The organism is Thiocapsa sp. (assembly GCF_018399035.1).
Taxonomy (GTDB): Bacteria; Pseudomonadota; Gammaproteobacteria; order Chromatiales; family Chromatiaceae; genus Thiocapsa.
On record NZ_CP073760.1, the window covers coordinates 5,205,417 to 5,220,427 of the forward strand.

9 protein-coding genes are annotated in these 15,011 nt (G+C 64.4%); 7 read left to right on the top strand and 2 right to left on the bottom strand.

The window, feature by feature from the left end:
* Positions 1–354 precede the first annotated feature (354 nt).
* The 7 genes from gloB (at position 355) to KFB96_RS23770 (ending at position 10,652) form a co-directional block, all read left to right on the top strand.
* Positions 355–1,131 carry a hydroxyacylglutathione hydrolase gene (gene gloB / locus KFB96_RS23740; RefSeq protein ID WP_213456220.1) on the top strand — a complete coding sequence of 259 codons (777 nt, stop codon included), beginning with the start codon at positions 355–357 and terminating at the stop codon, positions 1,129–1,131.
* 191 nt (positions 1,132–1,322) lie between these two features.
* The gene (lnt, locus tag KFB96_RS23745; protein WP_213456218.1) at positions 1,323–2,858 is read left to right on the top strand and encodes an apolipoprotein N-acyltransferase; all 1,536 of its coding nucleotides are present in this window, start codon (positions 1,323–1,325) and stop codon (positions 2,856–2,858) included.
* A 72-nt stretch (positions 2,859–2,930) separates the two neighbouring features.
* The gene (locus tag KFB96_RS23750; protein WP_213456216.1) at positions 2,931–3,446 is read left to right on the top strand and encodes a hypothetical protein; all 516 of its coding nucleotides are present in this window, start codon (positions 2,931–2,933) and stop codon (positions 3,444–3,446) included.
* A 324-nt stretch (positions 3,447–3,770) separates the two neighbouring features.
* Positions 3,771–5,129: a UDP-N-acetylmuramate:L-alanyl-gamma-D-glutamyl-meso-diaminopimelate ligase gene (gene mpl / locus KFB96_RS23755; RefSeq protein WP_213456214.1), complete on the top strand. Its 1,359-nt coding sequence runs from the start codon at positions 3,771–3,773 to the stop codon at positions 5,127–5,129.
* A gap of 16 nt (positions 5,130–5,145) precedes the next feature.
* Positions 5,146–5,775, top strand: a complete 630-nt coding sequence (locus KFB96_RS23760; protein WP_213456212.1) for a flavin prenyltransferase UbiX — start codon at positions 5,146–5,148, stop codon at positions 5,773–5,775.
* Positions 5,776–5,940: 165 nt separating this feature from the next.
* Positions 5,941–7,518 (top strand): CRTAC1 family protein, encoded by a 1,578-nt coding sequence (locus tag KFB96_RS23765; RefSeq protein WP_213456210.1) that lies wholly within the window; start codon positions 5,941–5,943, stop codon positions 7,516–7,518.
* Positions 7,519–7,532: 14 nt separating this feature from the next.
* Positions 7,533–10,652, top strand: coding sequence for a PKD domain-containing protein (locus tag KFB96_RS23770; protein WP_213465309.1), 3,120 nt, complete (start codon positions 7,533–7,535; stop codon positions 10,650–10,652).
* Between the two features lie 87 nt (positions 10,653–10,739).
* Here the strand turns inward: KFB96_RS23770 and odhB are convergent, their stop codons facing one another.
* Positions 10,740–11,996, bottom strand: a complete 1,257-nt coding sequence (gene odhB, locus KFB96_RS23775) for a 2-oxoglutarate dehydrogenase complex dihydrolipoyllysine-residue succinyltransferase (RefSeq protein WP_213456205.1) — start codon at positions 11,994–11,996, stop codon at positions 10,740–10,742.
* On the bottom strand, positions 11,993–14,851 hold the full coding sequence (locus tag KFB96_RS23780; protein WP_213456203.1) for a 2-oxoglutarate dehydrogenase E1 component: 2,859 nt from the start codon (positions 14,849–14,851) through the stop codon (positions 11,993–11,995). Before KFB96_RS23780 ends, odhB begins: the two co-directional genes overlap by 4 nt.
* Positions 14,852–15,011: the final 160 nt, after the last annotated feature.

Below are 15,011 nucleotides of genomic sequence, written 5' to 3' on the forward strand. Positions count from 1 at the left end.
CGAGGCTTGATCCAGGCACGGGAGCGTCGCATGCTGTCGCTCCGGCCAGTAATCCCCCAGCAAGTTTGACGCATGGATGAAGGTCTTTTGCGTTAAAACGCGCCCAGCGCAGTATGCGATGTTTTTTGGATGGGTTCGGCCCCGGCAGACTTCACGACCGCTGGAGTCGGCGCGTTTTAAATTATTAAAAAATATATTATTTTAAACCGCGTCCCCGCTAAGATGTCGTGGATGCACCAAACGTCGAGCTCACTCGAAAGTGAGCATCTCGCTCTGGACGCGGTTTAAGATAACTCAAAACGTGCGCATTGTTGCCGCAGCGCGACTTGGATGACCGCAGCCCCGGAGCCGCCCATGCTTGATATTCGCCCGATACCTGCCTTCGAGGACAACTACATCTGGCTGCTGACCGAGTCGCCGGGAACGGCCGTGGTCGTCGACCCGGGCGATGCCGATCCGGTCCTTGAGCTCCTCCGTGCCGAGGATCGTGTCCTCACCGCCGTCTTGGTCACCCACCACCACGGGGATCACATCGGCGGATTGAGCGGGCTGCGCTCGGTCTTTCCCGATGCGCGCATCTATGGCCCCGTCGACCGGAGGATCCGCGACCTGACCGATCCGTTGGGCGAGCGGTCGGTCGTGCGCCCGCAGGGCCTGAGCGTCGGTTTTCGGATCATGGAGGTGCCGGGTCACACCTCCACACACATCGCCTACCTGGGTGCCGGCAGCCTGTTCTGCGGCGATACGCTGTTCGCCGGCGGTTGCGGACGCGTCTTCGACGGCACCTTCGAGCAGCTCTCGGATTCCTTGGACCGGATCGCCGCGCTGCCGCCCGAGACACTCGTGTATTGCGCGCATGAATACACCCTCGCAAATCTCGGTTTTGCCGACTGGGTCGAGCCCGGCAGCCCGAGCTTGAGCGCGCGGATGGATGCCGACCGCCGACGACGGGCGATGGATCTGCCCACGGTCCCGTCGCGACTGGAGCTGGAGCTGGCGACCAACCCCTTCCTGCGGACCCGCATACCGGAGGTCGTTCGAGCCGCCGAGCGTGCCGCGGCACGCCCGCTCGGCTCGGCGCGCGAGGTCTTCAAGGCGTTGCGCCAGTGGAAGGACGAGGCGTACGACTAAACCGCGTCCAGAGCGAGATGCTCACTTTCGAGTGAGCTCGAAGTTTGGTGAATCCACGACCCTTAGCGGGGGGCGCGGTTTAATGGCGAGAGCTCCCCCGGAACCTTGGCAGGGACGCGGTTTAGGTTTGACCGGGCTCGCCTCGACTGTTAGAACCCGCGCGGTCACCCTCAAGCCCAAGGCGTTAACCCATGTTGTCACCGGCCTCTCGCGTTGTCCCGCTCCTGTCGGCCGTGCTCGCCGGCGCAAGCGGCGCCCTCCTGGTGCTTGGATTTGCCCCCTTCGGCTGGTATCCGTTCGTCTTGATCGGACTTTTAGGGTTCCTGGTCGCCCTGAACGGCGCATCGCCTCGGATCGGGTTTCTCAGGGGTTGGCTCTTCGGCGTCGGTCTGATGGGCTTCGGGGTCTTCTGGATCCGGATCAGCTTGAACGAGTTCGGCAACATGGATGCCTGGGTCGCGCATCTGCTGACCGGGGTCTTCGTGGCGACGATCGCGCTCTTTTTCGGGCTCGTGGGTTGGCTGGTTCGTCGCCTGGATCGGGGGCCGGCCTGGCGGGTCCCGCTTCTGCTGTTCCCCGGTCTTTATCTCCTGGTCGAGTGGCTGCGTGGCTGGTTGTTTACGGGTTTTCCCTGGCTGAGCTTGGGCTACACGCAGATCGACGGACCGCTCGGCGGTTTTGCCCCGATCCTCGGTGTCTACGGCGTCGGTCTGCTGATTCTGCTGTCGGCGGGTTTGCTTTGGGGGCTCCTGCGCCGGTCCGGGCGGTGGTCCGGGCGGGGGCGCGTCGCGGCGGCCGCGGTGCTGGTCCTGCTCTGGGGCGGGGGGATGCTCCTGAAGCAGGTCTCCTGGACCGCGCCGTCCGGGCCGAGCTTTCGTGCCGCGGTGGTGCAGGCGAGCATCCCGCAGGCGATGAAGTGGGATCCCGATCTGCTGGTCTCGACCATGGAGATCTACTGGGAGCTGACCGAGCGGAATCTCGACGCCGAGCTGGTGGTCTGGCCCGAGACCGCCATCCCGGATTTTCTGCATCATGTGCGCGACGTCCTGATCGAGCCGATGGCCGCTCGCGCGCGGGAGGAGGGGACCGAGATCGTCCTCGGCATCCCGGTGATGGAGACGGACACCGGACGCCACTTCAACGCCTTGCTGAGTCTCGGCAGCCGGGAGGATCTTTACGCCAAGCGCCATCTGGTGCCCTTCGGCGAGTTCATGCCCTTCAAAACGTGGCTCGGGCCATTGGTGGACCTCTTCGAGGTCCCCATGTCCAACTTCAGTCGCGGCAGCGCCGAGCGTCCCTTGCTTGCGGTGGGCGATCGACTGGCGGGTGTCTCCATCTGTTACGAAGACGCCTTCCCGGCGGAGGTCTCGCAGGCCCTGCCCGAGGCCGAGTTTCTGATCAACGTCAGCAACGATGCCTGGTTCGGCGATTCGCTGGCGCCGCATCAGCATCTCGAAATGGCGCGGATGCGGGCGCTCGAGAACGGTCGCTACCTGCTGCGTGCGACCAACACCGGGATCTCGGCGATCATCGACCAGCGCGGACGGGTGCTCGGGACGATCCCCGCGTTCGTGCGCGGGGACTTCGCGACAGAGGTTCGGCCCTACGCCGGCGCAACGCCTTATGTGCGGTTCGGCAATGCCCCGGCAATCGGGCTCGCAGCGGTGATGGTGCTGCTCGGTGCGGGCGTCGTACGCCGTGTGTCCTCGCGCTCGATCGGCAGGTGATCGCGACGAAGTTTGCCGCAGCAGCGACGCGGGCGGTTATGATTGAGTCAGGTATCGCCGAAGGATGTGACCGTGCAGGCCTTGATCTTATTTTTCGTTGAGCTGTGTGCGTTGCGCAGAACCCCGCAGGATCTTCCGGCCTCGGAGATCCTGCTCGCCGTCGTGGCGCTCGCGAGCCTTGTCGTCGGGGTGATGATCGGCCTCGTCGCCGATTTGTCGTTCGGCGCGAGCTTTGCTCAGACCCTGTTCGAGCTCGCGATGACGCTCGGAGGACTCTTTTTCGCCTTGCGCCTGATGCGTCTGGATGCGCGCTTCATCCAGTCTGCAACGGCGCTTCTGGGCAGCGGGATCGTGATCGGCGTGATCGCGCTGATTCCGCTCAGCTTCAATCCCACCGGCTCGCAAGAGACCGATCTGGCCGCACTCGGCGCGCTCCTGCTTCTGGTGGTCTTCGTGTGGAGCGTGGTGGTGTCCGGTCACATCCTGCGCCACACCTTTCAGATCACGCTCGGTCAGGGCGCGGCGATCGCCGTGGCCTTCAAGGTCGGCGTGGTCCTGGTGATGGGCATCGCCTTCGGGGGCACCTAAACCGCGTCCAGAGCGACATGCGTCGTTTTCATTGTTTGTTTAGCTTCGGAGATCTCCTTGATCCCCGTGAGACGCGGTTTAGAATTTAAGATTTTTAATACTTTAAACCGCGCCGGCTCCGACAGTCGTCGGAGCCGGCGCGGCCAAGCCATCCAACACATGACGCATACCGCACCGGGCGCGGTTTAAGCTAACCTGACCGAGCACCGGATCTGATCGTTGTCGTTGTCGTAATCGTAATCGACAACGACAACGACTGCGCGGGTATTCGCTCGTCGATTTGCGTTGATTGTTTTTGAACGGTTCCGAGGAGCTCGAACACCCATGCATCTGCATATCCTGGGCATCTGCGGCACCTTCATGGGCGGTATCGCCCTGCTGGCGCGCTCGCTCGGTCACCGGGTCACGGGCTCGGACGCCAATGTCTACCCTCCGATGAGCACCCAGCTCGAGGCGGCCGGCATCGGGCTGATGGAGGGCTATGATCCGAGCCACCTCGTGCCTGCGCCCGATGTGGTGGTGGTCGGCAATGCCATGAAACGGGGCATTCCGGCCGTCGAGGCCATGCTGGATCGCGGCCTGCGCTATTGCTCGGGTCCGGAATGGCTGCGCGAGAATCTGTTGGCGGATCGCTGGGTGCTGGCCGTGGCCGGCACGCACGGCAAGACCACGACCGCGAGCATGCTCGCCTGGGTCCTGGAGGACGCCGGTCTCGCGCCGGGCTTCCTGATCGGCGGGGTGCCGCTGGATTTCGGGCTGTCCGCGCGGCTCGGCGCCACACCCTTTTTCGTGGTCGAGGCGGACGAGTACGACACCGCCTTCTTCGATAAGCGCTCCAAGTTCGTCCACTATCGCCCCAGTACACTGATCCTCAATAATCTGGAGTTCGACCACGCCGACATCTTCGAGGATCTCGGTCAGATCCAGCGCCAGTTCCATCATCTGGTGCGTACCGTCCCGGGCCGCGGTCTGATCGTCCATCCGGGTGCCGAGCCGGCGATCGATCAGGTGCTGGCAATGGGCTGTTGGACCCCGCGCGAGTCCTTCGGAGGGGCGGGGCGATGGACCGCTCGGCTGCTCGTCGCGGACGGCTCGCGCTTTGAAGTCATGCTCGATGAGCACCCGCTGGGCGAGGTCGACTGGGATCAAACCGGTCTGCACAACGTGCACAATGCGCTCGCCGTCTTGGCCGCCGCCAGACATGCGGGTGTCCCGGTCGGTGCCGGGATCGCCGCCCTGGGTCGGTTCAAGGGGGTGAAGCGTCGCATGGAGCTGCGCGGCGAGGTCGCGGGTGTCCGTGTCTACGACGACTTCGCCCATCACCCGACGGCGATCCAGACCACTCTGGAAGGCTTGCGCCGCCGGGTCGGCGAGCAGCGCATCCTCGCCGTGCTCGAGCCGCGCTCCAACACCATGCGTCTGGGTGTGCACAATCGCGAGCTGGCCGTCTCGCTCGATGCGGCGGATCGGGTCTTCGTCTTCGCGCCTGCGGATCTGGGGTGGGATGCCGCTGCCGTCTTCGCGGGCCTTGCGGAGCGTGCGGCGGTGCATGCGGACCTCGACGTCCTCGCCGCTGCGGTGGTCACCGAGTGCCGCGCGGGCGATCAGGTCCTGGTCATGAGCAACGGCGGCTTCGGCGGGATCCACCAAAGGCTCCTGGACGGACTGGCGCGGGCGCGCTAGGGAGGAGGGGACGCGCATGTCCGAGCCGCTTCAAGACTGGCCCAAGACGATCACGGTCGCCTTGACCGGGGCCTCCGGATCCCAATACGGACTGCGTCTGGTCGAGTGTCTGCTCGCCGCCGGGATGCGGGTCTATCTGCTGATCTCCCAAGCCGGCCAGGTCGTGCTGAAGATGGAGGCCGATCTGGAGGTGCCCGCTCGGCCCGCCGAGGCAGAGTCCTTCTTCCTGGATTACTTCGATGTGCAACCGGGACAGCTGCGTGTCTTCGGTCGCCAGCAGTGGACCGCGCCGGTCGCGAGCGGCAGCAACCCGCCCGACGCCATGGTCATCTGCCCCTGCACCACAGGCACGCTCGCGAGCATCGCCGCGGGTGTGTCGACCTCGCTCATCGATCGCGCGGCGGATGTCACCATGAAGGAGTCACGCAAGCTGATCCTGGTGATCCGCGAGACACCCTTTACCGCCATCCATCTCGAAAACATGCTGCGTCTTGCACGCGCCGGAGCGGTCATCATGCCCGCCAATCCGGGGTTCTACTTCAAGCCCACGCGCATCGAGCAGATCGTCGATTTCATGGTGGCCCGGATCCTGGACCATCTGGGCGTGCCGCATCGGCTCATGGCGCGGTGGGGGGAGTCGAATTGAGCTGAGTCGAGATCGGAGTGCGGGGGTGACTTCGAGACGCGGTCCGGTGGGGGCGGTCATTGGAGTCTTCGGATGCCGCGAATTCGGCCTTCGGACTGCTACACTGCGTTTTTCAGGAACCTGCTCACGATGATGCAGGTCGTGTTTATGGGAGCCGTTATAACCATGAATGTTTGTAAGAATGATCACTCCACAGCGAGTTGGAGCCGCTTTTCGCTTGGGCCTGTCAAGCATCTTCGGCTGCTCGTCGCGGCCGGGATGGTCGCGGCCTCGGCTCAGGCGGACGGAATACGTTTTGCCGAGGTCACTGCTCAAGCCGGAATTGACTATGTGGGGCAAAGCTGGGGGGCGTCGTGGGGTGACTTCAACGGCGACGGTTTCCCCGATCTCTGGGTGAGCAATCACTTTGCAAGGGACGTGCTCTACCTCAACAACGGCGATGGCACCTTCCGAGATATCAGCGCTCAAGTCGCGTCGGATGCGGCACGACGCGGCGATGCGCACGGCGGGGCATGGGGCGACTTCGACAACGACGGCGATCAAGATCTCTTCATCCTGCAGGGCGGTATCGGACCGAAATCTCCGAGGTACGGTTTCCCGAATAAGCTTCGCGTCAACGAAGACGGACGCTTTGTGGATCGTGCGCAAGAGCTCGGCATCGGCCTCCCACGCATGCAGGGACGCACGCCGATTTGGCTGGATCTCGACCGCGATGGACTCCTCGATATTATTCCCTCCGCCAAGTCCGGTGCCAAGATCGCCCTTCCTCCGACCGTCTTCCTGCAGAGCCCCGACGGCGGTTTCGACGAGGTAGCTGTCGAGATTGATTTTGCGCCCGAGAGCGACTCGCAGATCGCCTATGCGTTTGCCCTGGACATCGACGGCGATCGCGTGCAGGAGCTTGTCTACCGCGGCAGCCGGTTTACCGTCTTCGATACCGCAAGTCTGCCGCTTGTGGATGTGACGGCTGATCTGATGCCCGATGCATTGGTCGCTTACGGAAGCCGCGAAGACAGCGATGTCGCCGTCGCGGATTTCAACGGGGACTTGCGTATGGATCTCTACCTGACGCGCATGCGTGCCCCGGATCAGCTCTTTTTGAACGAGGGCGGGAGGCTCAAGTTGAGCTCGCCGATCGTGCAGACGAGCGATCCGGAGCTGCGGTCTCAGGGACGCAGCGTCGTTGCGGGCGATTTCGACAACGATATGGATGTCGATCTCTACATCGTGGCGACCGGCGAGCGTCGTAACGAGCCCAACCTGCTCCTCGAGAACCTCGGCAATGCGGTGTTCAGGTCGGTGCCGGACGCGGGCGGTGCCGCCGGAACACTGCGCGGCCGCGGCGACGCCGTGGCCATGGCGGATTACGACGCGGACGGATTCCTCGACCTGTTCCTGGTCAATGGCGATTGGCCGAGATACAGCCGCGACGACGGTCCTTACCAGCTCTTTCGCAATCTGGGCAACGGCAACCATTGGCTGCAGATCGATCTCGAGGGCCGTGCTTCCAACCGCGACGGGATCGGCGCGACGGTCCTCCTGACGGCGGGCGGCGTGACCCAGATCCGCGAACAATCCGGCGGCATGCACAGCAAGGCGCAGAACTATAAGCGGTTGCATTTCGGGCTCGGGGGCAACACGACCGCGGACACCCTGACGATTCACTGGCCGAGCGGCAGAACGCAGGTCTTGACCGAGATCGACGCGAATCAAATTCTGCATGTGATCGAGCCCGACGACTAAAGGAAGTAACCGCAATGCCGCAATGCCTTGCGAGACGGATGCGCAAAGCGCCCTGTGTTTTGTTCGGGCTTCTCCCGGCTATCCTGGCGGGGATGCTCTTCATCTCGGAGGCCGTGTCGGGAGACGACTCGGTCTCTGGGCATGACGACATGACATCTCTCCTGGCATACGACGCTTCTCCGCCGGACAACCGCACGCCGCTTATCCTGATCCACGGTTATCGAAGCACTCTGAGCGTGACGCAACCGCGTCCAGTCTGGCAGAACCTGGGGCAGTTCATCCGTCACTGGGATCGTTCGGGACTCGACGAGGCATACAAGCTCTATCTCTTTTCTTATATGAGCGATGTTCTGCCGGTCGGCGGGGGCGATGATGCCGACACCTTGGCCACTCGGCTGCGGGATTGGATCGACATCCGCACCGCCGCCGACCCGGGAAGCGCTCATCGGCTCCCGGATGTGCCTCTTGTCATCATCGGCCACAGTATGGGTGGGCTGGTGGCACGCGCGATGATGGAGCAGACGACTTATCGGCAAGGGTATTGGCAGGGACGACCGGCGGGCGAGCGTGTGTTGAGGCTCATCACGCTCGGAACCCCGCATCACGGGATGCCGTCCGCGAACGAAAGCCGTGTCTCGGGGTGTCTTTATCGCGAGACGCGCCCTGCCTGGCGACCGCTATCCGCCTTAACCGGCAGTCTATTCTGGAATCGCGGCGGCGAGACCGCGCCGTCCGCACCGAACCGCAACGAGCTTGTGTGGGACAACTTCAACGGCGCCATGGACGGCTGCCAGGCGATCGAGGCGGCGGAGAAGAATCGGCTGTTGCCGCTCTCGGGGCGTTTCAATGCGGGCATCGTCGCCTACGGCGCCTTTCTGTCGACGTCCGATCCGCAACGCCCGAGCACCCTGAGCGGATTTATCCGGGAGTGTCCGGATGCGGCGAGGGCGCGCGACAACCGGATGCTGCAACTCTGCAATTCGGTGCTGAGCTACGAGGCACTCTTGCGTCCCGATGCCTACGGCGAGAACGATGCTTTCGTGCCGCTCCGCAGCAGTCTATTCGAGGGGGCCGAGATTGCCCGGCGCCATCTGCTCGCCGACTTCGATCATGACCAAATTCGCGGGGGGCTGGATTTCGCCCCGGTCGAAGGCAACCCCTACTACGAGCTCTATCCCCCTCTTGCAGATGATCTCAATGCCGTGTCCTTCGGCGCTCGGTTCTCCCCGGAGGGTCCGATTCGCGCCCCTGCGCGCGTCGCGCTCATCCCCGCGGGACCGATTAAGGACCACACCGAGATCGAGTGGCTTCAGCATGACGGCACCCGCTTGAGCGAGCGTGCGCCGACGGTGGAGTATCCGCAGGCGGGCCGGTTCCCGGTGAAGATGATCCTGCGCGATCCCGCGCTGGGGCTGATCGAGCGCTCGACCGAGGTGGTCGTCCTCGATCCTGCGGTCACGGCCATCCCGACCCAGCCGGGCGGGCTTGCTTGGGCCTTCGGGGTCGCTGCATCGCCGTCGGTCCGCGAGTCCCGCTGGACGTTCGGGGACGGCTCGGGAACAGCGTTCGGTACTTCGGTAGTCCATCGCTATGCCATGCCGGGCTTCTACCCCGTCGAGGTCGTCCTGACGCTGCACGACGGGACCCAATTGCGCGGGGAGCATTGGCTGGTAGTAGGGACCCCGGATGAGATCGAGATCCCCGCACACCGCATCGGCGGCGCGGAGATTTGGCCCGGGGGTACCCTCTATCGGGTCCGCGGGATCGTGCAGGTTGCCGAAGGTGGACATCTCGAGATTCGCGAAGGCGCCGAGGTGCTGTTCGATCCCGGAGCGGGTCTCCTCGTGGAAGGTTTACTGACGGCTCATGATGCCGGTTTGGGTCCTGCGGTGCCCGGTGTGCCCTGGAGCGGAATCCGCTTCATCGGTTCCGGTGCCGACGATAGCCGCCTGAGCGGCGTCTCCCTCGCACAGGTGCAAGGCATGCCGAGGGGGCCCCTGGTCTCGATCGAGGATGCCTCGCCGGAGATTCTGCGGTCGTTTCTGGACGGTGCGGGTGCGGGTGACGGGATCTTGATTCAGGGCGGTGCACCGCTTCTCCGCGACAATGAAATTCGCGGACTGACGCAAGGAGCCGGCATCAAGGTGGTTGCCGGCGCACCGATCGTGACCGGCAATCTCATCACGGACAGCCGGGTGGGGATCGCCTCGGAGGCGCCGGGCGAGGGTGTCTATCTGCGTAACGACCTGCAGCGCAACCGGATCGGTTTGGCGGTCGAGTACTCGGAGTCGGACCGCAACGCCCCGCGTTTTGAAGAGAACGGGTTCGCGGAGAATGCAGTGGCCGATGCGGCGGTACGAGGACGGATCGGTGCGCGCATCGAATGGACGGATGTGGGGATCTATCGGCTCGATGGCGGGCTCGAGATCGGCTCGGCCGGGAGTTTGGATATCGGCCCCGGGATTGCCGTGCAGGTGACCGCGGGCGACGCCTTGCGTGCTTGGGGTAGCTTGCGGGCGAACGACGTAGGTTTCTCCGCGGTCGAGCTCGGACAGCCATGGCAGGGTATCCTGTTGTCGGGACCGGGTTCCACCGACAGCCAGTTGCGTCATGTCCGGATACGCGATGCGGTCGGGAGTCAAGGAGGCGTTCCCCCGCATGCGGCGATCCATGTCCAGGACAGTGCGCCGATTCTCTCGGGTCTCGACCTGCAGGGTGACGGAGCGGGTGTCGGTATCGGCATCGACGGCGGTCGAGCGGCGGTGAGTGGCTCGCGGCTTGCCGCCTTCGAGCAGGCGGTACGGGTCTGGTCCGGAGCGCCGATCGTCGAACGTATGGAGATCAGCGGCAACGCGATCGGGATCGTGCTCGATGCCGCGGCGTTCGGATCTTATCGGTTCAACCGGTTCAGCGGCAATCGGCTGTATGCCATGTCCGCACCTGCGGGGGCGGTCGGCCTGATCGACGCATCGAAAGGCTATTGGGGAGATCGCTCGGGTCCGCTCGATGACTCGGACGACCGCGCCGAGGGTGGACTCTATAACCCCGGCGGGCGCGGCGATCGCGTGACCGACGGGATCGGCTACTTTCCCTGGGTTGGCGGGCAAAAGGTCGGGATCCCAAGTCGCCCCTAGCCCGGAGTTCTCGCCGCGTGGTCCGGCGTTCCGCACCAAAACCCAACCGGCATCGGTGCTCGGCCGGTCATGGGCCATCTTGAATCCTCAGATCCTCAGCAGCAACCGTGCCGGATCCTCCAACGTCTCCTTGATGCTGACCAGGAACTGCACCGCCTCGCGTCCGTCGATGATCCGGTGATCGTAGGTCAGGGCCAGATTCATCATGGGTGCGATCTTGATCTCGCCCTTGTCCGCGATCGGGCGTTCCTGGATCTTGTGCATCCCCAGGATGGCGCTCTGCGGCGGGTTGAGGATGGGCGTGGAGAGCAGCGAGCCGAAGACCCCGCCGTTGGTGATCGAGAAGGTACCGCCCGTGAGCTCTTCGTAGCTGAGGTTTCCGTTCTGCGCCTTTTCTCCGAAGGCGACGATGCCCTGCTCCACATCGGCCATGCCGAGCTGATCGCAGTTGCGCAGGATGGGTACGACCAGACCGCGCGGCGAGCTCACCGCGATGCCGATGTCGTAATAACCGTGATAGATGATGTCGTCGCCGTCGACCGAGGCGTTGATCACCGGGAAGCGTTGCAGGGCCTCCACCGCGGCCTTCACGAAGAAGGACATGAAGCCGAGACGGACCCCGTGGGTCTTTTCGAACTGGTCTTTGTAACGGCTGCGCAGCGCGAGAACGGCCTTGAGATCGACCTCGTTGAAGGTGGTCAGCATGGCCGCGTTCTGCTGGGCCTGGACCAGCCGCTCGGCGACGCGGGCACGCAGGCGGGTCATGGGCACCCGCTGCTCGGGGCGGCCGGCCTCGCCGGTGAGGCTCGGGCTGGGCGCGGGCGCCGCGGGGGACAGATCGGGATCCTTGGCCGGAGCGGCCTGCTCGCGTTCGTCCAGATAGGCGATGACGTCGGCCTTGTGGATGCGACCGTCGCGGCCCGTGCCCGGGATCGCGTGCGGGTCGAGATTCAGCTCCTTTACCAGGCGGCGCGCGGCGGGGGCGACCTGAGGCTCGGTGCCGGTCGGTGCGGTCTTCGCCGCCGGGTTCGGCGACGCGGCCTTGGCTGGAGCGGCCTTGGCAGGCGGCGGAGATGCCTTGCGTGCCGGCGGCGTCGCCCCGGCGTCGCTCGCTTCGATCAGCGCCAGCACGGCATCGGACTGAACCAGATCGCCCTCGTTGGCCATGATCTCGCGGAGGATGCCGTCGATCGGCGAGGGGACCTCGAGCACGACCTTGTCGGTCTCCAGATCGACCAGGTTCTCCTCGCGCTTGACCGAATCGCCCGGGCGTTTGTGCCAGGTCGCAACCGTGGCGTCGGCAACCGACTCGGGGAGGGCGGGGACACGGACTTCACTGCTCATTGTGGCGGGATCCTTTTGTTCATGCTGGGGTTCAAGTGCCCGGTCAGGGCCTCGTCGATCAACCGCTCCTGCTGCTCGACGTGCGCGGCGCGGTGGCCGACGGCCGGTGCTGCGGAGGATGGGCGGCCGACATAATAGGGCCGCTTTCCGTCCTGCATCAGGTTGTGGAAGCGGTGTTTGATCTGGTCCCAAGCGCCTTGGTTCTGCGGCTCCTCCTGGCACCAGATGATCTCTTCGGTGGTGTCGTAGGCCTCGAGCGCGCGGTCGAAGTGCTCCTTGGGGAAGGGATAAAGCTGCTCGATGCGGATGATGGCGACATTCGTCAGGCCACGCGCGCGCCGCGCTTCGAGCAAATCGAAATAGACCTTACCGCAACAGAAGACCACGCGCTCGGTCTGCGCGGGGTCGATCGGGTCGACCTCCGGGATGACCGTCTGGAAATGACCGCTGGTCAGCTCGTCGAGCGCGGAGACCGCGAGACGATGGCGCAGCAGGCTCTTCGGGGTCATGACGATGAGCGGTTTGCGGTAGTCGCGGACGATCTGGCGGCGCAGCAGGTGATACATCTGGCCCGGCGTGGTCGGCACGCAAACTTGGATGTTGTGCTCGGCGCAGAGCTGCAGAAAGCGCTCCAGACGGGCGGAAGAGTGCTCGGCGCCCTGGCCCTCGAGTCCGTGCGGGAGCAGCATCACGAGCCCGCAGCACAGACCCCACTTGGTTCCGGCGGAGGTGATGAACTGATCGATCACCACCTGGGCGCCGTTGGCGAAGTCCCCGAACTGGGCTTCCCAGAGCGTCAGCGCGTTCGGCTCCGCGGTCGCGAAACCGTATTCGTAGGCCAGCACCGCCTCCTCGGACAGGAGCGAATCGATCGCGATGAAGGCGCCCTGATGCTCGCCGATGTGCTGCAACGGGGTGTAGGCGTTGCCGGTCACTTGGTCGTGGATCTTGGCGTGACGATGGAAAAAGGTCCCGCGACCGGCATCCTGTCCGGACAGGCGCACCGGGGTACCCGCGTCGAGGAGGGTGGCGTAGGCGAGATTCTCCGCGAAGCCCCAGTTCAGGAGCTGATCGCCCTGGGCCATCTTGCGCCGCTCTTCCCACAGCTTTTCGACCCGTGGGTGAAGCTCGAAGCCCTCGGGGACCCGCAGCATGGAATCGCCGAGCTCGCGGAGCTTCTCGACCGGGATACCCGTGTCGACGCTTTGATTCCAGTCCGTGTTGCGGCAGAAGCCCCAATCGACGCGGTAGGCATGATCCAGCCCGCACAGGACCGGACGCGCGACCACGACGCCCTGCTCGATGGAGTCGCGATAATCCGCAACCATCGCATCGGCTTCCTCCTTGGAGATCAGGCCGTCGGCAACGAGGCGATCGGCATAGACGGCCCGCGGGGTCGGATGGCGGCGGATCTTTTTGTACATCATCGGCTGGGTGACCGCGGGCTCGTCGGCCTCGTTGTGGCCGAGACGTCGGTAACAGACCAGGTCGATGATGACGTCCTTGTGGAACTGGTTGCGGAAGTCGAGCGCCATCCGGGTGACGAAGATGACCGACTCCGGGTCGTCGCCGTTCACGTGAAAGACCGGCGCCTGTACCATCTTGGCGACATCGGTGCAGTAGAGCGTGGAGCGGGTGTCGAGCGGGTTGCTGGTCGTGAAGCCGATCTGGTTGTTGATGACGATGTGGACGGTGCCGCCGGTGGCGTAGCTGCGCGTCTGGGAGAGCTGCAGCGTCTCCATGACCACGCCCTGGCCGGCAAAGGCCGCGTCGCCGTGGATGAGCACCGGCAGGACCTGATCGCCGCTGCGGTCGTGGCGCCTGCGCTGGCGTGCGCGCACCGAGCCCTCGATGACCGGGTTGATGATCTCGAGATGCGAGGGGTTGAATCCCAGCACCAGATGGACGATCCCGGCGGGGGTATCGATGTCGGTCGCGAAGCCCATGTGATACTTCACGTCGCCGGCCATCTGGCGCCAATCCATCTGGACCCGGCCCTCGAACTCGTCGAAGATGTCCTGAGGCGGCTTGCCGAAGATGTTGGTCAGCACGCTGAGGCGCCCGCGATGGGCCATGCCGATGACCAGCTCCTTCTGGCCCTTGCGTCCGGCACGCTGGATCAGCTCGTCCAGCAGCGGGATGAGGGCGTCGCTGCCTTCGAGCGAGAAGCGCTTTTGGCCGACATAGCGCTGGTGGAGATACTTCTCGAAGCCCTCGGCGGCGGTCAGCAGGGTCAAGAGCCAACGCCGATCGGCGGTGTCGAGCTCGGGTATCGCGCGATACCCCTCGAGCCGCTTCTGGATCCAGCGTTTCTCCTGGGTATCGGTGATGTGCATGTACTCCGAGCCGACCGTACCGCAATAGATCTGCTCGACCATCGCGATGATGGCGCGCAGCGGCATGCGGTCCGGGGCGTAGAGCGAGCCTGTATGGAAGACCTGATCCATGTCGTCCGGCTCCAGGTTGTGGAAGGCCGGATCCAGGTCCGCGATCTTCGGCGTGTCGCGCAGCTTGATCGGGTCGAGGTTGGCGACCTGATGGCCGCGGTAGCGGTAGCCGTTGATCAGGGAGAGCACCGCAGCCTGTTTTTCCGCGGCGGCGGGCTCGAGCCGCTCGGTCGAGCGTGTGCGTGCGCGGGTCCGGCTCTCTTGTGCGAGCCGCAGAAAGTTCTCGCGCACCGGCCCGTGCGCGACCTCGTTGGCCGCCTCCTGGTGCATGACATGGAAGCGCTCTCGCCACGCTAAATCGACGCTCTCCGGGTCCTTTAAATAACGTTCATAGAGGTCTTCAATAAAGGCTGCATTGCCGCCGTAAAGGGCACCGGAACTGCGAAACAGCTCGAGGATTGCGCTCATGCTCGGTGTTGTTTCTCTGAGTTGATTTTATAGACGGACAATCGATGTTTATAACACAAGTCCCGAAGTGCTTGGCAAACGGGTTCAGGCCAACCGGCGTCGCCCGGCGAGGGCCGGGCGAGCATCATCGCCGATCTTCGGATCTGTCGTCTCCCGGGGC